This window comes from Acidimicrobiales bacterium, assembly GCA_035533595.1.
In the GTDB taxonomy this organism is placed as follows: Bacteria; Actinomycetota; Acidimicrobiia; order Acidimicrobiales; family Bog-793; genus DATLTN01.
In genome coordinates, this window is record DATLTN010000032.1 from 15,601 (window position 1) to 41,628 (window position 26,028).

Genomic DNA, 26,028 nt, shown 5'->3' on the forward strand with positions numbered 1-26,028 from the left:
CCCCGACGATAGGGCGCGGCGCCCTCACCCGGGGGCGCCGGCGGGCTCACCGCCAGCCCGGAGGGGCCCTTTCGGCGGCGTGTCGGTAGCGTGAGGTGATGGCCAGCGCGCACGGTGGTCGCGGGGCCCTGCCGGAAGTCCCCGACGACCTCGACGCCGCCCTCGCCCGCTACTTCGGGGACGAGGGGCGCGCCTTCTCCGAGGCGCTCCCCGCCCGCGTCACCGCCCTCGCCGACCGCTGGTCCCTCGAGCTCGGCGAGCCGCTCACCGGGGCGCGCACCGCCTTCGTCGCCCCCTGCCGCCGCCCCGACGGCACGAGCGCGGTGCTGCGCGTCGCCTTCCCCGAGCAGCACCCCGCCGGCGAGGCCGCCGCCCTCTCGGCCTGGGGGGGCGAGGGCTCGGTGCGCCTCCTCGAGCACGACGAGGGGGAGCGGGCGCTCCTCGTCGAGCGCTGCCTCCCGGGCACCCACCTGTCGGCAGGCGAGGCAGCCGACTCGGTGCTCGCGATCGGCGCCCGCCTGCTGCGCCGCCTCTGGCGCCGCGGCCCGGGGAACGGCCCCTACCTGCGCCTCGAGGCGCTCGCCGGCCGGCGCGCCGGCGAGGCCGAGGAGCGCCGCGAGCGCCTCCCGAGGGCGATGGACGCGACCCTCGTCGACGAGGGCATCGCGCTCTGGCGCGAGCTCCCGCAAAGCGGCGGCGAGCTGCTCCTGCACGGCGACCTGCAGCCCCGCAACATCCTCGCCGCGGCGCGCGAGCCGTGGCTCGTGATCGACCCGAAGCCCCTCCTCGGCGACCCCGCCTACGAGCCCGTCCCCCTCGTCCTCGAGGCGGGGGGCACCGCCGAGGGGCCGGAGATCGCCCGTCGGGTGCGCGCCGTCAGCGGGCCACTCGCCCTCGAACCGGCGCGCGTCGCCGCCTGGGGCGTCGCCCGCAGCGTCGACTGGGCGCTCTTCCTCGCTGAGCGCGGCGACCCCGCGGGCTCCGGGCAGGCGGCGGCGGCGGCGCGCGCCTTCGCCGCGCTGCTCTGAGGGCCGCTCAGCCGCCGACGCCCTCGCGGGTGATCGGGTGCGCGCCGCCGGAGACGAAGAGCTCCTGGCCGGTGGTGAAGGCGGCGAGCTCGGAGGCGAGGAAGAGGCAGGCATTGGCGACCTCGGCGGTGCCGCCGAGGCGCCCCATCGGGACGTTGCGGGTCCGCCCGCCGACGTCGAGGGCGGGGCCGTAGAGCGCCACCTCGCCGCGCACGGTGTCGATGAAGCCGGGGACGACGACGTTCGCGGTGACCCCCGCGGCGGCGAACTCGAAGGCGAGCGCGCGCGCCAAGCCGACGACCGCGAGCTTGCTCGAGAGCACCGCGACGCGCTCGCGCTGGCCGATGTAGGAGCTGATCCCGCCGATGAAGACGAGCCTCCCCCACCCCGCCTCGACCATCGCCGGCAGCAGCGCCTGGCTGAGGAGGAAGGCGCCGCGCACGTTCACCGCGAAGACCTCGTCCCAGGTCGCGGCGGCCGTCCCGCCGACGGGGGTCTGCGGGCGGATCGCGGCGTTGTGCACCACCACGTCGACCCGGCCGTAGCGGGCGAGCAGCTCCGCCCCGAGGCGCTCCGGGCCCTCGGGGTCGGCGAGGTCGAGGGCGAAGCCGTCCGCGTCGCCACCGGCCTCGCGCACCGCCGCGCTCGTCTCCTCGAGTGCCTCGGCTCCCCGCCGCGAGGTGAGGGCGAGGCTCGCCCCCGCGCGCGCGAAGGCGACCGCGGTGGCGCGGCCGATGTTGCGCTGCGCGCCGGTGACGAGGACCACCTTCCCCGAGATCCCCGCCGGCTGGACGGCGCTCACCGGCCCACCAGCGCGCCCTGCAGCGGCGCGAGGTCCCGCAGCGTCTCGATCCCCGAGCAGAGCTCGACGACGTGGCGCGCCGCGGGGGCGCCGAGCGCCCCCGAGAGCAGGTCGGCGGCCTTCACCGCCACCTCCTCGAAGGACATCGGGTCGGCGGGGGTACCGCGCACCGCCCGCACGTCCTCTTTGAGGGTGCTGCCGTCGCGGCGCCGCACCCTCAGCAGCGCGGCGCGCGTGCCGCGCAGCGACTCGTCGGGGACGAGCGTGATGCGCGCCATCACGGCGCGTATCTCGGGCGATGCGAGGCGCTCCGCGTCGTGCGCCATGCGCATCGAGAAGGCGCCGTCGACGAGCGTGCCCGCCAGCAGGTACTGGGCGTTGACGTTCGGCATCTTGCGGTCGTTCACGACGACCAGCCCCTCGGGGGCGAGGTGCACGGCGACCTCCTCGGTCTCCTCGGCCGTCAGCCCCCGGCCGATCAGGGTGACCATCGCCTCCACGGCGGCCTGGGAGGGCGAGCCGACGGCGTACTTCTTCACCGTCGCCCCCATCACCCCGAAGTCGCTCCCGAGGCCGGCGACGAGGCCGCCGCGCTCGGCGCCGGGGTGCGCGGCCTCCAGCCAGTTCGGCGAGGAGGAGAAGACGTCCTCGACGCCGTCGCAGCCCGCGGCGACGAGGCTCGTCGCCAACAGGGCATTGGAGGCGGGCATCCCCGCAAAGACGAAGGCCTTCTCGACGTGGTGGGTGTCGCGCACCCAGGTCGTCACCCCCGAGGCGAGGTCGGCGGCGTAGGAGAGGAGGTGGCGGACCTGGGTCTCGTCGAGGCCCGCCGCGGCGGCGGCGGCGGCGGTGGCGGCGAAGGTGCCGATCACCGGGTGGCTCGCCCAGCGGCCGGCGTCGCGGTGCTGCTCGGCCGAGCGCACCGTCGCCCCGACGCGCGCCGCGACGTCGTAGCCGACGACGACCGCCCGCAGCAGCGTCGCCCCCGAGGCCCCCGCCGCCTCCGCGGCGGCGAGCGCGGCGGGGAGCACCGAGCAGCCGGGGTGGGTGAGCGAGGCCTGGTGGCTGTCGTCGGTCTCGTCGGCGTGCGCGGCCATCCCGTTGGCGAGCGCCGCGGCGAACGGCGCGGCGCGGCGCGAGGTGCCGAGCACCGTCGCCGGCCCCACGGCGGGGGCGGTCGCCTCCAGCCAGGCGAGCCCGCGCTGGCCGGCCTCGAGGGACCGCCCCGAGACGGCGGAGGCGAGCGAGTCGAGGAGGTGCATCCGCCCCCGCTCGGCGACCTCGGCCGGCAGCTCGCGCCCGGGGGCGCTCGCGATGTGGCGGGCCAAGGCGAACGTCTCGGGACTCACCTCGTCAGGGACGGCCTCTTCGTGGACGGCGTCGTCCATCGCTCCCCCTCCCGCCGGCGGCAGTGCCGCCGGCTCACCCTGGTGAATAGTTGGGTCAGTAGTAGATCGCGCGGGGCGAGCCCCCGCCGGCCGCGATCAGGTCGCCGCTGATCGCCACGCCGCGGGGCGAGGCGAGGAAGCAGACGACGTCGGCGACCTCGGTGGCGTCGACCATGTGGCCGATGATGTTGCCGGTGAAGGGCGTCCCGTCGTCGGGGGCCGTCGCCTCGGTGCGGGTGGTGCCGGGGTGCACGACGGTGACGTTGATCCCGAAGGGGCCGAGCGCGTCGGCGAGGTTCTTCGTCATCGCCACCACCGCGACGTTGCGCATCGAGCCGATGATCGTCCCGGTCTGGCGGGCCGCCATGCCGCTGATGTTCACGATCCGCCCCCAGCCGTTCGACTTCATGTGCGGCGCCACCTGCTGTACGACGCGCAGGTAGCCCATCACCTTCACGTTCATGTGGTCGAAGAACTCCTCCTCGGTGAGCTCGTCGTACTTGGGGGGGGGCGCTTGGCCGCCGGGGCGCGCGGCGGCGTTCACGAGGATGTCGATCCCGCCGAGGGCCTCGGCGGCCGCGGCCACCATCTGGGTCACCGAATCGTTGGAGGAGGTGTCGACGGTGAAGGGGACGATGCGGCGCCCGGTGAGCTCGGCGAGCTCCTTGGCGGCCGCGTCGAGGCGCCCCTGGTCACGTGCTGCGATCGCGACGTCCGCCCCCTCGAGGGCGAGCTGGCGGGCGACGGCCTTGCCGATCCCCCTGCTGCCGCCGGTGACGAGGGCGCGCTTTGCTTCCAGTCCGAGATCCATCGGTCTCCTCCTCAGCTCACGACCTGTCGAGAAGCTATAGGGCGCGCCCGCCCCGGCGCCCGGGCGGCGCGCCCGCCGGGGTCAGCTGGCGCTCTCGAGCGCCGCGGCCCGGCGGCGGGGACGCCCGGCGGCGCGCCCCGCGGGGCGCAGCAGGGGCTTCAGGAACTGGCCGGTGTAGCTCTCCTTCACCTTCACGAGCTCCTCCGGCGTCCCCTCGGCGACGAGTAACCCGCCCCCCGACCCGCCCTCGGGGCCGAGGTCGATGAGCCAGTCGGCGGATTTGATGACGTCGAGGTTGTGCTCGATGACGAGCACCGTGTTGCCCTGGTCGACGAGGCGCTGCAGGACGCCGAGCAGCTTGCGGACATCCTCGAAGTGCAGCCCCGTCGTCGGCTCGTCGTGGATGTAGAAGGTGCGCCCCGTGGAGCGCTTGGAGAGCTCGGAGGAGAGCTTCACCCGCTGCGCCTCGCCGCCCGAGAGGGTCGGCGCCGGCTGGCCGAGGCGGACGTAGCCGAGGCCGACGTCGACGAGCGTCTGCATGTGGCGGGCGATCGGCGGCTGCGCGGCGAAGACCTCGAGCGCTTCCTCGCAGGAGAGTGCGAGCACGTCGGCGATGCTGCGCCCCCGCCAGAGGATCTCGAGGGTGTCGCGGTTGTAGCGGGCGCCCTTGCAGACCTCGCAGGGCACGTAGATGTCGGGGAGGAAGTGCATCTCGATCTTGATCGTGCCGTCGCCGCTGCAGGCCTCGCAGCGGCCGCCGGCGACGTTGAAGGAGAAGCGGCCGGGGCCGTAGCCGCGCACCCGCGCCTCCTGGGACTGGCTGAACAGCGTGCGGATGCGGTCGAAGACCCCGGTGTAGGTGGCGGGGTTGGAGCGCGGCGTGCGGCCGATCGGCGACTGGTCGATGTCGATCACCTTGTCGACCTGCTCGCGGCCCTCGATCGAGCGGTGGCGGCCGGGCACGACGCGGCTCGAGTACGTCGACTGCGCGAGCGAGCGGTGGAGGATGTCGTTCACGAGGGTCGACTTCCCCGACCCCGAGACCCCCGTGACGACCGTCAAACAGCCGAGGGGGAAGGCGACGTCGAGGTTCTTCAGGTTGTGCTCGTGTGCGCCGTGGATGACGAGCTCGCCCTTGTCGCGCGGACGGCGCGCCGCAGGCACGGCGATCTGCTCCTCGCCGGAGAGGAAGCGGCCGGTGAGCGACTCGCCGCTCTCGAGCAGGCCCTCGACGTCGCCCTCGTAGACGATCCTCCCGCCGTGCTCGCCCGCCCCCGGGCCGATGTCGACGACGTGGTCGGCGACGCGGATCGTCTCCTCGTCGTGCTCGACGACGATCACCGTGTTGCCGAGGTCGCGCAGGCGCAGCAGGGTCTCGATGAGCTTGCGGTTGTCCCGCTGGTGGAGGCCGATCGAGGGCTCGTCGAGGACGTAGAGCACGCCGACGAGGCCGCTCCCGATCTGGCTCGCGAGGCGGATGCGCTGCGCCTCGCCGCCGGCGAGCGTCGTCGCCGAGCGGTCGAGGGTGAGGTAGTGGAGGCCGACGTCGACGAGGAACTGCAGGCGGGCGCGGATCTCCTTCAGCACCCGCTCGGCGATCAGCTCCTCGCGCGGGGTGAGCTCGAGCTTGGTGAGCAGCTCGAGGCCGTCGCCGATCGCCCGCCCGGCGAGCTCGGCGATGTTCACGCCGTCGATCGTCACCGCGAGGGTCTCGGGGCGCAGGCGGGTCCCGCCGCAGACGCCGCAGGGGACCTCGCGCATGTAGCCCTCGGCCTGCTCGCGCTGGAACTCGCTCTCGGCCTCGTTGTGGCGGCGGTTGAGCCAGGGGATGACCCCCTCGTAGGAGGTCTGGTAGTTGCGCTGGTGGCCGTAGCGGTTGCGGTAGCTAATCTGCACGCGCTTCGGCCCGGCGCCGTGGAGGATCACCTTCTGCTGGGCTTTGGTGAGCTTGGACCAGCGGCTGTCCACCGAGAAGCCGAAGGACTCCGCGGCGGCCTTCAGGACGCGGGAGAAGTACTCGGTGCGCGCCCCCGCCCAGGGGGCGATCGCGCCCTGCGCGAGCGTGAGGTCCGGGTTCGGCACGACGAGCTCCGGGTCGACCTCGAAGCGCGTCCCGAGGCCGGCGCAGGTCGGGCAGGCGCCGTAGGGCGAGTTGAACGAGAAGCTCCGTGGCTCGAGCTCACCGAAGGAGATCCCGCAGTCGGTGCAGGCGAGGTGCTGGGAGAAGGTGAGGGTCTCCCCCGAGTCGAGGAGGTCGATCTCCGCGACCCCCTCGCCGAGGCGTAGCGCGGTCTCGATCGACTCGGTGAGGCGGTGCTCGATCTCGCCGCGGCGGATCAGCCGGTCGACGACGACGGCGATCGTGTGCTGCTCGTAGCGGGCGAGGTCGATCTCGCTCCGCTCGGAGAGCTCGCGCACCTCGCCGTCGATACGCACGCGCGCAAAGCCCTGGCGGGAGAGGTCCTCGAGGAGCGCCTCGTACTCGCCGCGCCGCCCACGGACCATCGGCGCGAGGACGTGGAAGCGGCTCCCCTCGGGGAGCTCCATCACCTGGTCGACGATCTGCTGCGGGCTCTGGCGGGTGACGGGGCGGCCGCAGTTCGGGCAGTGCGGCTGGCCGATGCGGGCGTAGAGCAGGCGCAGGTAGTCGTAGATCTCGGTGACCGTGCCGACCGTCGAGCGGGGGTTGCGCGAGGAGCTCTTCTGGTCGATCGAGATCGCCGGCGAGAGGCCCTCGATGAAGTCGACGTCCGGCTTGTCCATCTGCCCGAGGAACTGCCGGGCGTAGGAGGAGAGCGACTCGACGTAGCGGCGCTGCCCCTCGGCGTAGATCGTGTCGAAGGCGAGCGAGGACTTCCCCGAGCCGGAGAGGCCGGTGAAGACGATGAGCTTGTCGCGCGGCAACTCGAGGGAGACGTTCTTCAGGTTGTGCTCACGCGCGCCGCGAATGAGGAGGGTTTCTGCCATGTCCAGGGGCGAGACTATCGGTGCGCCGCCGCCCACCGGGAGGGCTCCCGGGGGCTCGCTCGGCCGTTCAACCGACCTCGCGCAGCTCCCTTCGCAGTGAGCGGACTTCGTCGCGAAGGCGCGCCGCGTACTCGAAGCGGAGCTCGGTGGCGGCCTGGCGCATCTCGGCCTCGAGGGTGTCGACGAGGCGGTTGAGCTCCTCGGAGGGGAGCTCGCCGGGGTGCTCGGGGAGGGGAGCGCCGGCGTGCGCGGCCGCGCGCCGGCCGGCGCGGCGCGAGCGGTCCGAGCGCCGTCCCGGCACCGGCGCCCCGTCGTCAGCGAGCATCGCCCCGACACCGGAGGCCATCCGGAACTGCGCGACCAGGTCGGTCACGGCCTTGCGGATCGTCTGCGGGTCGATGCCGTGCTCGGTGTTGTAGGCGATCTGGCGGGCGCGGCGCCGCTCCACCTCGGACATCGCGTTGCGCATCGAGTCGGTGATCACGTCCGCGTAGAGGATCACGCGCCCCGCCGAGTTGCGCGCCGCCCGCCCCATCGTCTGGATGAGCGAGGTCGAGGAGCGGAGGAAGCCCTCCTTGTCGGCGTCGAGGATCGCGACGAGTGAGACCTCGGGGAGGTCGAGGCCCTCGCGGAGCAAGTTGATCCCGACGAGCACATCGAACTCGCCGAGGCGCAGGTCGCGCAGCGTCTCGATGCGCTCCAGCGTCTCGACGTTGGAGTGCAGGTAGCGGACGCGCAGCCCCGACTCGAGGAGGTAGTCCGAGAGGTCCTCCGCCATCTTCTTGGTGAGCGTCGTCACCAGGGTGCGCTCGCCCCGCTCGTTCACCTTCTCGATCTCCGCGATGAGATCGTCGATCTGGCGCTTGGTGGGCTTCACCGTGACCTCGGGGTCGATGAGGCCGGTCGGGCGGACGATCTGCTCGGCGACGCGCCCGGAGATGCCGAGCTCGTATGCCGACGGCGTCGCCGACATGAAGATGCACTGGTTGATGCGGCCTTCGAGCTCCTCGAAGCGCAGCGGCCGGTTGTCCATCGCGGAGGGCAGGCGGAAGCCGTGCTCGACGAGGACCTCCTTGCGGGAGCGGTCGCCGAAGAACTGGCCGTGCAGCTGCGGCACGCTCACGTGGCTCTCGTCGACGACGAGCAGCCAGTCGTCGGGGAAGTAGTCGAGGAGGGTGTACGGCGGCTGGCCGGCGCTGCGGCCGTCGAGATGGCGGCTGTAGTTCTCGATCCCGGCGCACGTCCCGACCTCGGCGAGCATCTCCAGGTCGTGCTCGGTGCGCATCCGCAGCCGCTGCGCCTCGAGCAGCTTGTCGTTGCCTTCGAGCTCGCGGAGTCGCTCGCCGAGCTCCACCTCGATGCCGGCGATCGCCTTGCGCATCCGCTCGTCGCCGGCGACGTAGTGGCTGGCGGGGAAGACGACGAGCTCCTCGAGCTCGCCGAGCAGCTCGCCGGTGAGTGCGTCGAAGCGGGTGATGCGCTCGACCTGGTCGCCGAAGAGCTCGACGCGCACCGCCGTCTCCTCGTAGGCGGGGTGGATCTCGATCGTGTCCCCGCGCACCCGGAAGCGGCCGCGCACGAGGTTCTGGTCGTTGCGCTCGTAGTACATGTCGACCAGGCGGCGCAGCGTCGCCCGCTGGTCGATCGTGTCGCCGGGGTGCAGGAAGAGGATCTTGTCCCGGTACTCCTCGGGCGAGCCGAGGCCGTAGATGCAGCTCACCGACGCGACGACGATCACGTCCCGGCGGGTGAGCAGCGACGAGGTCGTCGAGTGGCGGAGGCGGTCGATCTCGTCGTTGATCGACGAGTCCTTCTCGATGTAGGTGTCGGTCGTCGGGAGATAGGCCTCGGGCTGGTAGTAGTCGTAATAGGAGACGAAGTACTCCACCCGGTTCTCGGGGAAGAACTCCCGGAACTCGCCCGCGAGCTGCGCCGCGAGGGACTTGTTCGGCGCGAGTACGAGAGTCGGCTTCTGCGCCTGCTCGATCGTCCAGGCGATGGTCGCGCTCTTCCCGCTCCCGGTGATGCCGAGGAGGGTCTGGAAGCGCTCCCCCTCCCCCAGCCCCGCGGAGAGCTCCGCGATCGCCCGCGGCTGGTCTCCGGCCGGCGAGAACTCCGAGACGACGTGGAAAGGGGGCATCCGGCGCAGGATACCGGGGGGCTATATCACTCCTGCCGGCCGGCGCGGGGGCTCGCGAACGGGCTGCTCAGCCGCCCGCGATATGGGTCACGACGAGGTAGACGCTGACGACCACGAGGGGCACCCCCGCCAGCCGGCGCGCCCATTCCCGCGAGGCCGGGAGCGCCGCCGCTCGTTCGGCCCTGGTCATCCCGCGCTCAGCCTCGGCCGCCCGGAACTGCGTACGGGCGCTCTCGTGCTCGAGGTAACCGAAGGCCTCGTCGGCGACAGGGTGGCCGTGCTCGCCCCCGGAGGCGGCGCCGACGAGGACCAGCTCGGCCTCGCGCTCGACGCCTTCCTGCTCCTCGCCCCCCTCCCCCTGGTACCCATCGCCTTCGCCCTCTTCGCCCTCTCCCGCTTCCTCGTCCTCGTCCTCGTCTTCTTCGTCGGTCTCGAAGAGCTCGAGGGACCACGAGACGAGGACCGGCAGCGGGAGGAGGATGAAGCCGAGCGCCTCGGCGAGCTTGGCGTCGTGAACGAGGTGGCCGAGCAGGCGCGAGAGCAGCACGCCCGTCGTGATGATGAGGAACCAGTTGACGAGGCCCGCGGGCTTCCACTTCGTGACGAACTTGCTCTTCGGGATCTTCTCCGCGAAGAGCCAGGGGACGAGCGGGGCGAAGAAGACCGCCGCGCCGACGTACAACGGCCAGCTCGAGCCGGTGTAGGAGATCGAGATGAAGAGGAAGAGGACGACCTGCACGACGAGCGACAGCCCGACCTGCAGGTTCTCGGACTCGAGCACGCCGTCGTGGGTCACTCTCTCGAGGCGCCTCGGATAGTGGTGGGCGGCGATCGTTTCGAGGACCAGGCGCGCCGCGAGGAAGCCGAGGACCGAGAAGGCGATGACGTTGATGTCCTTCTCGATCGGCAGGTCGACGCCGGCGAGTCCGGCGAGGGCGCCCGTCATCTTCTCGGCCGCCCACGCCGCGAAGAGGCCACCGATCACCAGGTCGGCGCCGCGGTCCCACAGGCCACCGAGGCTCCGGTGCAGGTTGCGGCGCAGCGGCCGCAGCGCGGCCGCGGCAAGCGGCACCGCGAACCACAACAGGACGATCCCGGCACCGTCGCGGATCTCATTGGTCGAAGTGATGTGGCCGGCGAACAGAGCCGCCGCGAAGAAGGCGATCCCGGCGAGGTAGCCGAGGGTCGAGTCGAAGAGGCTGAACCCGAGCACGGCGAGGAACAGTCCGAGCGAGGGCGGCACGGCGTACCAGCCGGTGCTCGCCGAGGCGTAGAGCCCGACGGCGAGCGCCGCGGCGCAGAACAGCAGCCAGGCGCCGCCGAACATCGCCCGCAGGTAGTCGCCGTCGACAAAGACGCGCCCGGCGACCGGCGAGATCGCCGCGATCCGCACCGGGGAGTGCTTGGAGAAGTGGTCGAGCTTGTCGGTGAGCGGCCAGCGCCAGCTCCGGGAGCGGTCGCCGCGCGGGCCGCCCTTGAGCTTCAGCCGCGTCCGCTCGAGCTCGACGTCCTCGAGGTAGCCGCCGCCGTCCGAGCCGCCGCCCTTCGAGCCGCCGCCGGAGCCGCCACCACTCCCCCCACCGAGCGCCGAGCTGACCGCGCCGAGGGCCGCAGTGGTGCCGGCGGTCGTCGCGAGGACGCTCGCCTTGTGCGCGGACGGGACGAAGGCGACGTCGTTCGCGAGCGGGCCGGGCGGCACGGTGCCGACGCTGCCGAGGAGCGCGCCGGTCGCGACCGTGAAGGCCTCGGTCTGGGCGACGATCGAGCCGTTCTTCAGCGTGCCGCTCACGACGATGTGGTGGGCACCGGTCGCGAGGTTGCTCGGGAGGCCGACGTTCGCGTCGAAGGTCCCGTTGCCCGCGACGCGCGACGTGCCGAGCTCGGTCGGCGTCGAGTGGGCGACGATCGAGACACTGGAGCGGGGCCTGAAGCCCTTCCCGTGGACGTGCACGTGGCCGTGGGTGATCGAGATCCCGGGCTGGCCGACGATGTCGATCGCCACGTCACCGGAGGGCGCCGGCGCCAGCGTCGTGCTCGTCGAGCCGCTTCCCGGGCCGGGGGCGAGCGTCGTGGTCGTGGTGGTCGTCGGGATGGTCGTGGTCGTCGTCGTGGTGGTGGTGGCCGGCGCGGCCGGGCCGACCTGCAGGCTCACCGAGGAGGTCGCGGTCGCGTAGTCAGTGGCGTCGGTGGGGGTGAAGCTCGCCGAGAGGGTGACGTTCCCCGCGGAAGGGGTGCTCCCCGCTGCGGGCTGGTAGCTGAAGCTCCCCGGCACCGGGGCGCTGGCGTCGAGCTGGGTCGCCGACAGCACGGTCCCCTCGGTGATCGCCGCCGGCGTCGGCCAGGTGATGGTCGGGGTCGCCGGGTTGACCAGCAGCGTCGTGCTCGCCCTGGCGGGGGTGTAGTTGGCGGTGTTCGCCGGCGTGAAGGCCACCGTCAGGGTGTCGCTGCCGCCCGCCGGGGTGCCGCCCGCCGCGGGCTGGTAGGCGAAGGTCCCCGGCACCGCGCTCGCGGCGTCGAGCTGGGTCGGCGAGAGGGTCGTGCCGTAGGTGACCGCGGCGGGCGTCGTCCAGGTCACCACCGGGATTGCCTTGCCGACGGAGAGGGTCACGCTCTTGGTCGCCGCGGTGTAGTCCTGGGGGTCAGCGGGGGTGAAGGTGACCGACAGCGTGTCGCTCCCCGCCGCGGGGACCGAGCCCGAGGAGGGCTGGTAGGAGAAGCTGCCGTTCACCGCGGAGGTGGCGTCGAGCTGGGTCGCCGAGAGGGCGGTGCCGTAGGTGAGGGGCCCCGGCGCCGTCCAGGTCACCGTCGGGGCCGCCTTGGCGACGGTGAGGATCACGCTCTTGGTCACCGTGGCGTAGTCGGTCGAGTCGGTGGGGGTGAAGGTGACCGACAGCGTGTCGCTCCCCGCGGCGGGGGAAGAGCCGAGGGCGGGGGTGTACGAGAACGACCCAGGCGTGGGCGAGTCGGCGTCGAGCTGGCCCGAGGAGAGCGTCGCGCCGAAGGTGATCCCGGCGGGGGTCGGCCAGTCCACCGACGGCGTCACCTGCGTCACCTTCGCCGTGCCGGCGACGTAGCTGAAGGTGTAGCGCGAGGAGCTGCCGCCGCTGCAGGTGGTCGCGTAGCTGCCGACCGATGAGCTGGCGCTGGCGGAGGTGCTGCAGGTCGGCTCGGTGGCGAGCGTGCCGGCGTCGTCGCCCCGGACGAAGCCGGCGTAGTTCGCGGTGACCGCCGGCGCGGCGCTCCCGTAGCTGAAGGCCGCCGAGGAGGCCGTCACGGTGAGCGGTGCACCGGCGACGGTGAAGCGCTGGCTCGCCGAGGCCTGCAGGAAGCTCGTCGTGGCCGCCGCGGTGGCGTCGATCACGCAGGCGCCGGTGCCGGTGAACTCGACCGTGCCGCCCGAGAGCGTGCAGACGCCGACCCCCGAAGCGGGGTCGATGCTGAAGGCCGCCACCGCGACGCGCGCCGGGCTCACCGTCGCCGTCAGCGTGTAGCTCCCCCCGTAGACCGCGGCGGGCGGGCTCGAGGTGAAGGCCACCGCCGACGAGCCCTGGGTGACCTGCAGGCTCACCGAGGCCGTGACCGTGCGGTAGTCGGCGCCGTCGGTGGGGGTGAAGGTCGCCGAGAGGTTCGCGGTGCCGACCGCGGGGACGCTGCCGAGCGCCGGCGTGTAGGACAAGGTGCCCGGCACCGAGGCGGTGGCGTCGAGCTGGGTCGCCGAGAGGGCGGTGCCGAAGGTGACCGGCGTCGGCGGCGACCAGGTGACCGCCGGCGTCCCCTGGCCGACCGCGACCTCCTCGTCGACCTGGCTCGCGGTGTAGTCCGTGCCACCCAGCTGGTCGGCCTCGACGACGCAGAGGCCGACGTGGGCGAAGCTCACCAGGTTGGCCGAGATCGTGCAGGCGCCGTTGGTCGTCGCCGCGGCGATCGAGAGGCGGAGGGTGTTGCCCGAGGGGCCGCCGCTCGGGCTCACCTCGAAGGTGCCGGCGACGGTCACGCCCCCCGCCGCGAGCACGTCAAGGCCGCCGCTCGAGTTGGCGACGTACGCGTGGAGGCCGTCGGGAGAGACGGCGACGGCGGCGGGGCTGCCCCCGAGGGCGACGGAGCTGTCGAGGGCATCGGTGGTGGTCGAGAAGGTCGACACCTGCGCCGATGAGCCCTCGGCCACATAGACCGTCGAGCCGTCAGGGGCCACCGCCACCGAGGAGGCGCCGGCGAGGCCGCTCACCGTGGCGGTCACCGCGTCAGAGGAGGTGGCGAGGACCTGCACGCTGTTCAGCGCGCCGTTGGCGACGTAGAGCGTCGAGCCGTCAGTCGAGAGGGCGACCCCGGAGGGCGAGCCGCCGAGGCCAGTGGTCGCGGCGAGCGCGCCCGAGTCGAGGTCGACGACCGCCACCTTGGCGAAGGAGGGCTCGGTGACGTACAGGGTCGAGCCGTCGGCCGAGACGGCCACCCCCATCGCTCCCGGCGTGACCGCCAGCGTTGAGACGACCGCGTGCGAAGCGGTGTCGATCACGCTCACGCTTCCCGAGCCCGTGTTCGCGACGTAGGCGCGCGAGCCGTCGGGCGAGAGGGCGATCCCCTCCGGCTGGCTGCCGACGTTCACGGTGGCGGCGACGGTGTCGGTGAGGAGGTCGACCACGCTGACCGTCGCGCCGCCCCGGTTGGTGACGTAGGCGGTGTGACCGTCGGGCGCGAGGGCGAGGGCGGAGGGCTGGCTTCCGACGGCGACGGAAGCGGTCACGGCGTCGCTGGCCGTGTTCAGCACCGACAGCGTGCCGGTCGACTGGTTGACCACGTAGGCGCTGGCGCCGTCAGGGCTGACGGCCGTGCCGACGGCCCCCGCCGGGGTGGCGACGGTCGTCTGCAGGGAGGCGTTGGCGTTCGGCGAGAAGGCGTAGGTGATGTGCTGTTGCGCCTTGGCGACGGTGAGGCTCACGCTCGCCGAGGCCGCGGTGTAGTCGACCGAGTCGGTTGGTGTGAAGGCGACCTGCAGCGTCTGGCTCCCGGCGTCGGGCAGGCTGCCGAGGGGCGGGGTGTAGCTGAGGGTCCCCGGCACCGACGCACTGGCGTCGAGCTCGCTCGCCGAGAGCACCGCCCCGTAGGTGATCGGCGCGGGCGTCGGCCAGGTGACCAGCGGTGTCGCCTGTCCGACGGTGACCTGGCCCGGCGCGTAGGTGATCGCGTAGTTCGCGTCGACGGCGCCCGAGCAGCTCGTCGGGTAGAGGCCGACGGGCGACGAGGCGGTGGCGGTGGTCGAGCAGCTCGGCGCGGTCGTCAGCGCGGCGACGCCCTCACTGTTCACGAAGCCCGAGTAGAGGGGGGTGATCGATGGCGGCGCGCCGCCGTGGAGGATGCTCCCCGAGGAGGCAGTGATGCTGAGCTGCGCCGGCACGACGTCGAGGCCCCCGGTGGTGGAGACCGTGCTGTAATCGGCGCTGTCGGTCGGTGTGAAGGTCACCGAGAGGTTGTGCAGCCCCGCGCCGAGCACCGTCCCCGCCGACGAGCTGTACGCGTAGCTTCCGGCCACCGACGCCGAGGCGTCGAGGTCCGTCGCCGGGAGCGCCGCACCGTAGGTGATCACCGGCGTGAGGGTCACCGCGAGCGTGCCGAAGTTGTCCGAGAAGTCGCCCGCCGGGGGGCAGTCGTTGCTCGCGAGCAGCAAGTCGCCCGGCCCGGCGACCGTGCTCGGCCCGTCACCGAGGGTGAACCAGCTGCTGCCGCCGTCGAGCGAGCCCACGAGCTCTCCCGCCCAGCCGGAGGGAGCGAGCTCGCAGCCGCCGAAGCTCGTGCCGACCTCGCCGTTCGCGTCCGCGAGGGGGAGGCCCCCGCCCGGCGACCAGAGGCCGCTCGCGGTCACGAAGACCGACTGGCCGGCGGTGAGGTTGACCCCCGTCGAGGCCCCGGGAAAGGCATCCGATTCGGCGCTCACGGTCGTCGCCCCGGGGATCGCCCAGCTGAGCGAGGGGGCCAGCTGGTGGACGGTGATCGTCTGCTGCGCCTCGGCCGCCGCCGAGTAGGCGCTGTTGCCGGCCTGGTCGGCGGCGAGGACGCAGCTGCCGGCGTGGTCGAAGGTCACGCTCCCGGCGGAGAAGCTGCAGGCGCTGCTGGTCGTCGAGGCGGCGACGGTGATCGTCGGGCTGAGGCCCGAACTGGCCGAGGCGGTGACGGCGTAGGTGTCGCCGACGGTGGCCGCCACCGGGGCCGCAGAGGTGAAGCTCACGCTCTGTGCGTGGGCGGCGACGGTGATCGTCGTCGATGCGCTGTCGACGAGGTTCGCCCCGTCATAGGCGGCGACGGTGAAGGTCGAGCTGCCCGAGGCGGTCGGTGTCCCGCCGAGGGCACCGCTCGCAGAGTTGAGCGAGAGGCCGCCGGGGAGCGAGCCCCCCGGCGCCACCTCGTAGTGGGCGCTCACGCCGTTCGGGTCGCTCGCCGTGAAGGTGTAGCCGGCGTAGGCGGTGTTCGCCGTCGCTGAGGTCGGGGGCGTGTCGGCGCTCCACGTGGGGGGCTCGCTCGCCACGGCGACGCCGTAGACGAAGTGCCCGCTCGCGCTGTAGGGCGTCGTCGGAGTTCCGCCGCCGGCGGGGATCTTGTAGACGTTGCCCGAGCCCGAGTCGTCGACGTAGAGGTCGCCCGCCACGTCGGTGGCGAGGCCGAGGGGGGCGTTCAGCGTTTTCGAGCCGGTGCTCACCACCGAGGGGCTGCCGCTCACCGGCACCTCGATGATGCGGTTGTTGTTGGTGTCGGAGATGAACAGGTCACCCGCCCCATCGACGGCGAGGCCGTTCGGGCTGTTCAGCCCCAGGCCGCCCGTGGACACCGTCCGCATCGCCCCGCCGGCGAAGGGGATCTCCTCGACGCGGTTGTTGCTCGAGTCTGCGAGGTAGACGGTGCTCCCGTCCTTGGTGATCGCGGAGAAGCGGACCGAGCTCCCGAGGCCCGCTGAGGGCGCGACGAGCACGGAGGCGCTGCCACCGTGGGGCACCTTGTAGACCGTCGCCGCGGCGGCGTCGGGAACGACGAGGTCGCCCGCGTTGTCGACCGAGGGGCCCTTGGCCGAGGAGGTCCCGACGTGGATCGTCCCGGCCGCGGCGGCGCCGGCCGGCCAGTAGTCGACGGTCGTGCTTGCGGTGCCGCCCCACAGGTCGCCGCTCGCGTCGGCGGCGACGCCGCGGCCGAAGTAGCCGACCTGCAGCGGGCTCCCCCCTGGTGCCTGCAGATAGAGGCCGCTCGACTGGTCGTCGAACAAGACGCTGCCGTCCGCCGGGCGGGTGGTGAAGCTCTGCTGTACCTGGGTCGCCGCGGCGTAGTTCGTGTTCCCGGCCTGATTGGCGTCAAGGACGCATTCCCCGAGCGAGACGAAGGTGACCGTCGAGCCGGAGATCGTGCAGGCGCCGCTCGTCGAGGAGGCGTCGAGGGAGAAGGTGACCGGGTCGCCGGAGCCGCCGCCCGAGGCGCTGGCGGCGTAGCTGCCGCCGACCGTGGCGGCGGTCGGCGCGGTCGACGTGAACGACACCGTCTGGATGCCCTGGGTGACCGAGATCGCCTGCTGGACCTGGGGAGCGGCACCGTAGGAGGAGCTGCCCGTCTGGTTGGCGTCGACCGTGCAGGTCCCGACGGCGTTGTAGGTGACGACCCCGCCGCTGATCGAGCAGACCGAGGCCGAACTGGCGTCGATCGAGAAGGTCACGGGGTTGCCCGAGGCTCCCCCGGTCGCGGTCGGCGTGTACTGGCTCGCGACGGGGTCGCTCCCGGGGATCGAGGAGGTGAAGGTGATGCTCTGCGCCGTGAAGGACGCGGTGACCAGGAAGCCCTCGCGGTGCGTGGTGCTCTCGGTGAAGCGCCCGACCGCCGAGCACGTCCCCACCGAAGGGCACGCGATCGCCGAAGCCGCGACCGCGGGATCGCTCGCCGGCGAGGCGAGTGCAACCCCGGTCAGCTGGGACCAGCTGCCCCCGGACTCGAGGTCGACGAGGCCTTGGACGTGGGTGTTCGTGTCGTAGTACGTGCCGAACAGGCCGCAGTTTCCGACCGAGGGGCACGAGACGAGGCTCGGCGTGATGGGATAGCCGTTGCCCCCGGCGTTCGACGGGGCCGCGAGCTCGCTCTCGGTCCCCCAGGAGGTCGTCGAGGTCTCGGCCAGCCCGAAGCCCTGGAAGCTCCCGGCGGAGTCCTCGTAGAAGCCGACCGCCGTGCACCCGCCGTCAGCGGGGCAGGACACCGACTCGATCTGGTCGACCGTCCGGTTCGAGTTCGCCGGTGCGCTGGCCTCGATGCCCGAGGCCCATCCCGCAGCGGTGCGGTTGAGCAGCACGCCCTGCGCGTGGTTCGAGGGGTCGTTGTACGAGCCGACCGCCGCGCAGACGAGCGCCGACGAGCATGAGATCTGGCGCAGCTGGGCGAAGGGGTCGTTGGCCGTGCCCGATGGAAGCGTTGCCTCGGTCGCCGACGACCACGTGTTGGCCGAGATCGAGGTCTCGTCGACGGTGAACCCGAGGGTGTCGTTCGAGCCGTCCTGGTAGCCGCCGACCGCCGAGCACTTCGCCGTCGAGCCGCACGAGACCCCGCTGAGGGTGATGCCCGGAGTCTGACTGGCGTTCGACGGCGCGGTGAGGGTGGTGGAGGACCATGAACCCGACGACAGGCTCATCAGCAGCCCGAGGTTGGTCGAGCCGTTGTAGTAGTTCCCGACCGCGGAGCAGGTGCCGAGCGCCGGGCAGGAGATGCTCTTCACAGTGGCGTAGGGGTTCGACGCGGCTCCGGAGGGAAGTGACGGCGCCGTCGCGCTGAGCGAGCCTGAGCTGTCGGTCTCGACGAGCGGCATGACCGCGCCGCTCGAGTTCGTGTAGTTCCCGACGGCGAGGCACACGCTCGAGGAGGGGCACGCCGCGGCGGAGAAGGACACCGACGGGTTCGATCCCGCGTCGCTCGGAAGCGTCGCCGCCTGGCCGAAGGCGAGCAACCCGTTCTGCTCGGTCTCGACGACGCCCTGGACGTCTGACGAGCTGTCCGTGTACTTGCCGAAGGCGATGCAGTTGCCCGACGTGCCGCACGCGACCGCCTGCAGTGTCTCGACCGGGTCGGCAGCGCTCGGGGAAGGGACGGTACCGGTCGTCGCCGTTGCCCACGGGCCCCCGCCGGCGAACGCAGCACCGTCGAAGACGAGCGAGAGCACCCCGCAGACGAGCGACATCGAGAGGAAGGCACCGGCGGCGGCCCGGAACGCGCCGCGCCGCCGCGCGTGCCGGCGGCCCCGACGACCCGCCGCGGGGTGGGCGCGGGTCAACGAACGACCCGAGCGCGGGCGCGCCGGAGTCCACGGCACGGCTCATTGTGGAAAGTGCGACCGAAATCGCCCGCTATCGACTGGATCATCAGGGCTTCGGCATCTGGTGTTGAGGATACATGGGAGCGCCGAATAGTACCGGCCTCGGCGCGCATTTATCGAGAAATACCCTGCCCTCGCGACGGTACTGAACCATCTGTATTGGATTCGGCCACGGAGCGTGGGTGGCCCGTTACCCTCTGCGCGCAATCGCGACGTGAGGTTCGCCATTCTCCCCATGAAATGGGGCTTCTGGCGAAGAGGCGATGCCAGCCGACAAACCGGCACCCCGCACAAATTGCACACGCATTGTATGAATAATGTAGGGGTCGCGGTGCCGTTATAGGACGTTCCTGAAGCACGTCAGTGCATGTGATTCACCACGCTCGGTACCCGGAATAGGGAGCGATTGTCGGTTAGAGGGGAAGGGGTGACCGTCGAGAGCGGGCCGCGATGCCGAAGATCAGGCGCGCAGCAATCTGGGCTCGATCCGCTCCTCGACGGCCGAGCCGTCCTCGGCGCGCACGTGGTAGGCGCCCTTGCCGCGGATCTCGGTGACCGCCTCGACGAGCGTCGTCCCGCGGTAGAGCAGGCCGACGCCGTCGTCGGTGGCGTACCCCTCCGGGAGTGAGCCTTCGGCGACGAGCCGCTGGAAGAGCGGGCGCCGCTGCGGCTCGGAGTCGTAGTGGACCCCGTTCGCGTAGGGGAGGAAGCCGAGACCGTTGTGCACGGTGACGAGGTCGGGCCCGAAGGAGTCCGTCGTGCCGCCGAGGTGCCAGCAGATCGAGCCCGCGGAAACCCCCGCGAGCACGACCCCGGCCCGCCACGCTGCCTCGATCGCGCCGTCGAGGCCGTGCAGCCGCCAGAGCGCGAGGAGGTTCGCGACGCTCCCGCCGCCGACCCAGACCGCGTCGTGCTCGAGGAGGAAGCCCGCGAGGTCGGCAGTGGGGGGCATCGGAAAGAGCGGGAGATAGCTGACGCTCACGCCAGCCGCGGCACCCGCCTCGCTCATCCAGGCGGCCTGATAGCGCTGGTCGCCGCCGGCCGTCCCGATGTAGCAGAGGCGGGGACGTCCGGTCGCGCCGGAGAGCTCGATCGCGAAGTCGATCAGCGGTGCGAAGCCCCACGTGCTGCGCTCGCCGCGCTGGACCCCTCCGGAGGTGGCGAGGATCGTCGGTGCATCGGCAGTCATCGGTGCTCCCCTCTCAGCTGTCTGCCCGGCGCTCGGCGGCGACGGCGACGATCCACGCCCAGGCTCGGTCCACCATCTCCTCGAGCTCCTCGAGCGTGCCGAGGTTGATGATCACGAAGTCGGCGGCCCGCAGCCGCTCGCCGCGGTCGATCTGCGCCGCGAGCCGAGCGCGCGCGTCGCCCTCGGACATCCCCCGTCCCTCGACGAGGCGCTCGATGCAGAGCTCTTCGGGGGCGTCGACGACGAGCACGCCGTCGAGGCCGTAACACGAACGGCCGTCGGTCTCGACGAGGAGGGCGACGTCGAGCACCGCGACCCTGTCGTCGTCGAGCGTGGCGAGCTCGGCGTCGATCGCTTCCTGCACGGCGGGATGGACGATGGACTCGAGGTCGCGCCGGGCGACGGGGTCGGCGAAGACGATCGCCGCGAGTGCGGCACGGTCGAGCTCGCCGCCCGCCCGAAGCACTCCGTCGCCGAAACGCGCCGCGACCGCCACGAGGCCGGCAGTCCCTGGCGCGACCGCGCGGCGCGCCAGCACGTCGGCGTCGACGATGTGGGCACCGCGCGCGCTCAGCATCGCCGCGACCGTGGACTTGCCGGCGCCGATCGCGCCGGTGCAACCGATGCGCACCATGCGCCCGGCCCTGGGCCGTCAGGCCTCGGGGCTGTCCTCGGTCTCGGGCTCGGCCGCGGCAGGCGTCTCGGGCTCCGCAGGAGCCTCGGCAACCGCGGGCTCTGCGGGAGCTGCCGCCTCCGCTGGCGCTGCGGGCGCGGGAGCTGCCGCTGCGGCCTTGGCGGGGGCCGCGACCTCCTCGGGCTCCGTGGCCACCTCGGCCTCGGCCGCAACCGGCTCCGGCTCGACTGCGACGGACTCAGCCGCGGCAGTCTCGTCAGCGACGGCTTCGCCGGGCGCAGCCTCGGCCGCGCCTTCGGCGGGCTCGCCGCTGGCGTCGGTCGCCGGGGCGTGGCCTGCCTGCTCGGCGAAGTCGGCCCATGCCGCCTGCGCCTCGGTCTCGGGGGTGAACTCCGCGGCGGAGAAGTCGTACTCGCCGATGTAGTTCCCCTCGGCGTCGTAGTTGTGCTCGCCGAAGGCCTCGCGGTACTCCTCGGCGACCTCGCCGCCCTCCGCGGCCTGCTTGATCGAGAGGCTGATGCGACGACGGTCGAGGTCGATATCGATGATCTTCACCCACAGCTCCTCGCCGGCCGTGACGACCTGCTCGGGGAGCTCGACGTGGTGGGCGGCCATCTCCGAGATGTGCACGAGTCCCTCGATGCCGTCGCCGACCTGCACAAAGGCCCCGAAGGGGACGAGCTTGGTGATCCGCCCGTAGACGAGCTCGCCGACGCGGTGGGCGTTGGCGAACTCCTGCCAGGGGTCGGACTGCGTCGCCTTCAGCGAGAGGCTGATGCGCTCCTTCTCGAGGTCGACGTCGAGCACCTGCACGGTGACCTCGTCGCCGACGGAGACGACCGAAGAGGGGTGGTCGACGTGCTTCCAGGAGAGCTCGGAGACGTGGACGAGACCGTCCATCCCACCGAGGTCGACGAAGGCACCGAAGTTCACCACGGAGGAGACGACGCCCTTGCGGACCTCGCCGGGCTTCAGGTTGACGAGGAACTCGCCGCGCTGCTCCTTCTGGGTCTCCTCGAGCCACGCCCGCCGCGAGAGGACGACGTTGTTGCGGTTCTTGTCGAGCTCAATGATCTTCGCCTCGAGCGTGCGGCCGACGTAGGGCTGGAGGTCACGCACCCGGCGCAGCTCCACGAGCGAGGCCGGGAGGAAGCCGCGGAGGCCGATGTCGAGGATCAGGCCACCCTTCACGACCTCGATGACCGGACCGCGCACGACGCCGTTCTGCTCGCGGATCTGCTCGATCGTCCCCCATGCGCGCTCGTACTGGGCGCGCTTCTTGGAGAGGACGAGGCGCCCCTCTTTGTCCTCTTTCTGGAGGACGAGCGCCTCGATCTCGTCACCGATCGAGACGATCTCGTGCGCATCGACGTCGTGGCGGATGGAGAGCTCACGCGAGGGGATCACGCCCTCGGACTTGAAGCCGATGTCGAGGAGGACCTCGTCACGATCGACCTTCACCACCGTGCCGGTGACGATGTCGCCGTCGTCGAACTCGACGATCGTCGCGTTGATCGCGTCGTCGAAGGAGAGGCTGCCGAGGTCGTCCTCGACCACCTGCGCCGGCGTGTACACCCCCTCGGGGTCCAGGGTGCCGAGGGGCGCGGCAGCTACGGGGGATTCGGTCGTGGAGGTCTCGGACATGTGGAGGTCTTTCGGAGGGGCGGGACGGCATGCAGCGCCGCGTGGCCGACGGTTGATGGATTGCGGTGTGGCGCCGTTGATGGGGGCGCCTTCCCGCAGCTCAATGGTACACCGGCGCCCGGCGGAGCCGTCCTGGCGGCGGTGTCCGGCGGGAGGCCGACGGGGCCGAGCGGTGTGCGGTGGTGCGCGACCCCGAACACCGGGTGCCCGCACTCCAAGGACGAGGAGCAGGCGAGCGTCGAGCCCGCCCTGGAGGTGCATGGGGCGTAACGGACGCCGACCGGCGGAGCGTTCAGTCGGCGCTGCAGCCGATCAGGCCGGCTTCGCGTCGGACCAGGTCTTCCCCCAGGCGACGTGGACGTCGAGCGGGACGTTCAGCGCATAGGCGTCGGTCATCGCCGAGAGCGTGAGGCGGTGCGCCTCCTCCTGCTCGTCCTCGGGGACCTCAACGAGGATCTCGTCGTGGACCTGCAGGACGATCCGTGAGGAGAGGCCGGCCTGCTCGATCGCCGCGTCGAGGCGGACGAGGGCGAGCTTGAAGATGTCGGCGGCGAGGCCCTGGATCCCAGCGTTCATCGCCTGTCGTTCGGCGGCCTGGCGGACCCGGAAGTTGTCCGAGGCGAGCTCGGGGAGGTAGCGGCGACGGCCGTACTCGGTCTCGGTGTAGCCGCGGGCGCGCGCCTCGGCGACCGTGGCGTCCATGTAGGCGCGGACGTTCGGGAAGACGACGAAGTACTGGTTGAGGATCTCTGCGGCCTCCTCGACGGGGATCGAGAGGCGCTGCGAGAGGCCGTAGGCCTCCATCCCATAGGCGAGGCCGTAAGAGACCATCTTCGCCTTCGCGCGCATCTGCGCGGTCACGCCCTCGGGGGCGACGCCGTAGATCGCGGCGGCCGTCGCATTGTGGATGTCGCGGCCCTCCTCGAAAGCGGCGACGAGGCCGGTGTCCCCCGAGAGGTGGGCGATCACCCGGAGCTCGATCTGGTTGTAGTCGGCGACGAGGAGGGCATGGCCGGGCGGGGCGACGAAGGCCTCCCGGAAGCGGCGCCCGCCGTCGGTGCGGACCGGGATGTTGTGCAGGTTCGGCGCGTCCGAGGAGAGTCGGCCGGTGCGCGCCACGGTCTGGTTGAAGCTCGCGTGGATGCGGCCGTCGGGGGCGACCTCGGCGAGGAGGCCCGTCCCGTAGGTCGAGCGGAGCTTCTCGACCTCGCGGTAGTGCAGCAGCACCTCGATGATCGGATGCTCGTCGCGCAGCTTCTCGAGGGTCTGCGCGTCAGTCGAGTAGCCGGTCTTGGTCTTGCGCTGCGGGCGCAGGCCGAGCTTCTCGTAGAGCACGATGCGCAGCTGGGGTGGCGAGTTCAGGTTGAAGGGCTCGCCGGCGATCTCGTGGATCTCGGCCTCGAGGCGCGCCGCCTCCTCGGTGAGCTCGGCGTTGATCTCGGTGAGCAGCTCGGCGTCGACGGCGATCCCGGCGACTTCCATCTTCGCCAGCACCCGCACGAGCGGCCGCTCGATCGTCTCCCACAACGAGGCGCCGCCGAGCTCCGCGAGCTCGGCGAGGAGGCGCCGGCCGATCACGTCGACGACCTCGGCGCGGCGCGCGGTCGCCGTCGGCAGGTCGTCCCCGCCGTGCTCCTCGAGGGCGAAGCCGAGCTGGCCGGAGGAGGGGGCGGGGGTTGCTGCGAGCTCGACGCCGCGGCGACGGGCGACCTCCTCGAGCTCCTCCTGGCCGAGGGAGGGGTCGACGAGGTAGGCGAGGACCGCGGAGTCGGCGGCGAGGCCGGTGAGGTCGATCCCCGCGGGGAGGACGGCGCGCATCAGCTCCTTCGCGCGGTGGGCGACGACCCGCCCCGGGTCGTCGCCCGGGCGGGCGGCGAACAGGGCGTTGAGCGCCGCCACGAGCGCGGGCTCGGCGAGGAGCGCACCGGGGAGATAGGCGACCTCGGCGCCGTCGGCGGCGGCGATCGCCAGCCCCTCGACGGCGCTGCGGCCGGGGGTCCCCGCCCACGCCGCCTCGATCGCCACGCTTCCCGCGGTCGCGGTCTCCGCGGCCAGCTCCGTGCACCACTTCACCGCTTCGTCGAGCTCGTCGAGGTGGTGCAACGGGCGCGCCTTGAGGGCCCCGGCCGCGGCCGCCGGGGCGGCGCCGGCGAGCGATCCGAGGACGGCCATCAGCCGCTCGCAGGGGCGCTTCATCTCCAGAAAGACGAGGAGCTGCTCGACGCGCTCACGGTCGACGCGGTCAAGGGCGAGCTCCTCGGTGCGGTACTCGAGGGGGACGTCGCGCACGATCGGCGTCATCTGCAGGTTGCGCCGCACCTGCTCCTCTGAGGCGGCGAGCGATTCGCGGAGCTTGGGGGTCAGCTTGTCGAGGTTGGAGAAGATCCCGTCGATGTCGTGGTAGTCGTTCACGAGGCGCGCCGCGGTCTTCTCCCCCACCCCCGGCACGCCCGGCAGGTTGTCGGAGGGGTCGCCGCGCAGCGCCGCGAGGAGCGGGTAGTCGACGGGCGAGACCCCGGTGCGCTCCCGGATCCCTGCCTCGTCGTAGAGGGCGTAGTCCGACACGCCGCGCCGGTTGTAGAGGACCTTCACGAAGGGGTCCTCGACGAGCTGGTAGGCGTCGCGGTCGCCGGTCACGACCGTCACCGAGTTGCCCTGCGCCGCGAGCTCGGTGGCGAGGGTGCCGATCACGTCGTCGGCCTCGAAGCCCTCGGCGTCGAGGAGCGGCACGCCGAGCGCCTCGACGAGCTGGCGGATGAGGCCGATCTGCTCGCGGAGCGGCTCAGGGGTGGGCGGCCGGCCGGCCTTGTAGTCCGAGACGATCGCGTCGCGGAAGGTCGGACCGCTGCGGTCGAAGGCGACCGCGATCCCGTCGGGGCGGCTGTCGTCGAGGAGCTTGGTGAGCATCGAGACGAAGCCGAAGATCGCCTGGGTCTGCTGACCGGAGGCCGTCGCGAGGCCGGCGTCCTGCAGCGCGAACCAGGCGCGGTAGGCGAGCGAGTGCCCGTCGAGGAGGAGGTAGTTGGGCAACGAGTCCAGCCTACGAGCTGGCGCCGGCGGGCGCGCCCGCCGAGGCGGGCTCAGAAGTCGTCGCAGTAGGCGAAGCCGACGCCGATCGGAGCAGCGTACAGCGGGACGTAGTCGACGATCACCGCCCCGTGGCCGTCGGTCGTCCCTGCAGCGGCGATCCAGTTGCAGGTCTCACGCGTCCCGGCCTGCGGCCCTCCCCGGCTCGGCAGGTGGGTGACGTGGTCGCCACCGCGCATCTCCTCCTCGGGGACGTCGCGGTCGAGGTCCTGGCTCGCGTCGCCGGCCGGGACCGCGTAGGAGTCGAAGTGCTCGGCCCAGGCGGCGATCTCCCCCGTGTGCAGGTGCTCGAGGCCGCGACGGTCGAAGTCCTCGTCGAGGTAGGCACCGTCGCGCCGCGGCGTGTGCCAGAGGCCGCCCGAGCCGATCGCCACGACGCGCAGGTCGTCGGGGTAGTCCTCGATCACCCCCCGCGCCGCACGCCCGACCTCGAGGTGGCGGCGGGCCGAGAGCTGCGGCGCGTAGTAGGCGTTGGTGAGCAGCGGCACCGTCGGGATCGACCACGCGTCGTAGTAGTGCAGCGGGTTCATCACCGCGTGCGGCATGCCCCGCCCGTTGCGGGGCGGCGCCATCGAGAAGGCGGGGTCGAAGCCGCGCTCCATCAGCCCGGTGAGGAGCGCGGTCGCGAATTTCGGGTGACCCTTCCCCCGGCGCGCCTCGCTGCCGCCGCGGCCGGTGAACTCCTCGCCGAGGTAGACCGAGATCGCCGGGAAGTTGTCGAAGTGGAAGTACTCGTACTGGTCGTCGCCGAAGATGAGCAGGAGGTCGGGCGCGAGCTCGGCGAGCTTGTCGCCGAGGGCCGCCGAGGCCTCCCGCATGCGGAGCGACTTCGCCGCCATCTCCTCGTCGCTGTCGCGCGGCACGTCGGGGCGCAGGTGGCGGATCTCCCGCTCGACCTTCCACTCCGGCCACGGCCGGTCGACCCAGGCGTGGCTCGTATAGATGACCCCCGCGAGCTGTGCCATGCCCCCTCCTCCGACCGCCCGCCCGAACGGTACCCGCTGCCCGGCTCC

At 72.2% G+C, this 26,028-nt stretch carries 12 protein-coding genes; 1 reads left to right on the forward strand and 11 read right to left on the reverse strand.

Annotation, left to right across the window (positions count from 1 at the left end):
* The first annotated feature begins 98 nt into the window (after positions 1 to 98).
* Complete coding sequence (locus VNF07_06580; GenBank protein HVB05892.1) at positions 99 to 1,028, forward strand: aminoglycoside phosphotransferase family protein; 930 nt, start codon at positions 99 to 101, stop codon at positions 1,026 to 1,028.
* A gap of 7 nt (positions 1,029 to 1,035) precedes the next feature.
* Here VNF07_06580 and VNF07_06585 read toward each other — a convergent pair whose 3' ends face one another.
* From VNF07_06585 to VNF07_06635, 11 genes are all read right to left on the reverse strand, one after another.
* Positions 1,036 to 1,830, reverse strand: coding sequence for an SDR family NAD(P)-dependent oxidoreductase (locus VNF07_06585; protein ID HVB05893.1), 795 nt, complete (start codon positions 1,828 to 1,830; stop codon positions 1,036 to 1,038).
* Positions 1,827 to 3,218: an MmgE/PrpD family protein gene (locus tag VNF07_06590; GenBank protein ID HVB05894.1), complete on the reverse strand. Its 1,392-nt coding sequence runs from the start codon at positions 3,216 to 3,218 to the stop codon at positions 1,827 to 1,829. Before VNF07_06590 ends, VNF07_06585 begins: the two co-directional genes overlap by 4 nt.
* Positions 3,219 to 3,273: 55 nt before the next feature.
* A complete protein-coding gene (locus tag VNF07_06595; protein ID HVB05895.1) occupies positions 3,274 to 4,029 on the reverse strand; it encodes an SDR family NAD(P)-dependent oxidoreductase in 756 nt (251 codons plus the stop codon).
* An 81-nt stretch (positions 4,030 to 4,110) separates the two neighbouring features.
* A complete protein-coding gene (uvrA, locus tag VNF07_06600; GenBank protein ID HVB05896.1) occupies positions 4,111 to 6,996 on the reverse strand; it encodes an excinuclease ABC subunit UvrA in 2,886 nt (961 codons plus the stop codon).
* A 67-nt stretch (positions 6,997 to 7,063) separates the two neighbouring features.
* The gene (gene uvrB / locus VNF07_06605; GenBank protein HVB05897.1) at positions 7,064 to 9,136 is read right to left on the reverse strand and encodes an excinuclease ABC subunit UvrB; all 2,073 of its coding nucleotides are present in this window, start codon (positions 9,134 to 9,136) and stop codon (positions 7,064 to 7,066) included.
* Between the two features lie 67 nt (positions 9,137 to 9,203).
* Positions 9,204 to 18,419: an MBG domain-containing protein gene (locus VNF07_06610; GenBank protein HVB05898.1), complete on the reverse strand. Its 9,216-nt coding sequence runs from the start codon at positions 18,417 to 18,419 to the stop codon at positions 9,204 to 9,206.
* A 502-nt stretch (positions 18,420 to 18,921) separates the two neighbouring features.
* Complete coding sequence (locus VNF07_06615) at positions 18,922 to 19,650, reverse strand: peptidase E (protein HVB05899.1); 729 nt, start codon at positions 19,648 to 19,650, stop codon at positions 18,922 to 18,924.
* Between the two features lie 13 nt (positions 19,651 to 19,663).
* Positions 19,664 to 20,284, reverse strand: a complete 621-nt coding sequence (coaE, locus tag VNF07_06620) for a dephospho-CoA kinase (GenBank protein HVB05900.1) — start codon at positions 20,282 to 20,284, stop codon at positions 19,664 to 19,666.
* 18 nt (positions 20,285 to 20,302) lie between these two features.
* Complete coding sequence (rpsA, locus tag VNF07_06625; GenBank protein HVB05901.1) at positions 20,303 to 21,928, reverse strand: 30S ribosomal protein S1; 1,626 nt, start codon at positions 21,926 to 21,928, stop codon at positions 20,303 to 20,305.
* 312 nt (positions 21,929 to 22,240) lie between these two features.
* Complete coding sequence (gene polA / locus VNF07_06630; protein HVB05902.1) at positions 22,241 to 24,958, reverse strand: DNA polymerase I; 2,718 nt, start codon at positions 24,956 to 24,958, stop codon at positions 22,241 to 22,243.
* Between the two features lie 50 nt (positions 24,959 to 25,008).
* Positions 25,009 to 25,980, reverse strand: coding sequence for a hypothetical protein (locus VNF07_06635; protein ID HVB05903.1), 972 nt, complete (start codon positions 25,978 to 25,980; stop codon positions 25,009 to 25,011).
* Between the last annotated feature and the right edge of the window lie 48 nt (positions 25,981 to 26,028).

Bases quoted from the DNA above. Each gene is read 5' to 3' on its own strand.
- VNF07_06580 (HVB05892.1), top strand. From the start codon at position 99: ATGGCCAGCGCGCACGGTGGTCGCGGGGCCCTGCCGGAAGTCCCCGAC.
- VNF07_06590 (HVB05894.1), bottom strand. From the start codon at position 3,218: ATGGACGACGCCGTCCACGAAGAGGCCGTCCCTGACGAGGTGAGTCCC.
- VNF07_06595 (HVB05895.1), bottom strand. From the start codon at position 4,029: ATGGATCTCGGACTGGAAGCAAAGCGCGCCCTCGTCACCGGCGGCAGC.
- uvrA (HVB05896.1), bottom strand. From the start codon at position 6,996: ATGGCAGAAACCCTCCTCATTCGCGGCGCGCGTGAGCACAACCTGAAG.
- uvrB (HVB05897.1), bottom strand. From the start codon at position 9,136: ATGCCCCCTTTCCACGTCGTCTCGGAGTTCTCGCCGGCCGGAGACCAG.
- VNF07_06615 (HVB05899.1), bottom strand. From the start codon at position 19,650: ATGACTGCCGATGCACCGACGATCCTCGCCACCTCCGGAGGGGTCCAG.
- coaE (HVB05900.1), bottom strand. From the start codon at position 20,284: ATGGTGCGCATCGGTTGCACCGGCGCGATCGGCGCCGGCAAGTCCACG.
- rpsA (HVB05901.1), bottom strand. From the start codon at position 21,928: ATGTCCGAGACCTCCACGACCGAATCCCCCGTAGCTGCCGCGCCCCTC.
- VNF07_06635 (HVB05903.1), bottom strand. From the start codon at position 25,980: ATGGCACAGCTCGCGGGGGTCATCTATACGAGCCACGCCTGGGTCGAC.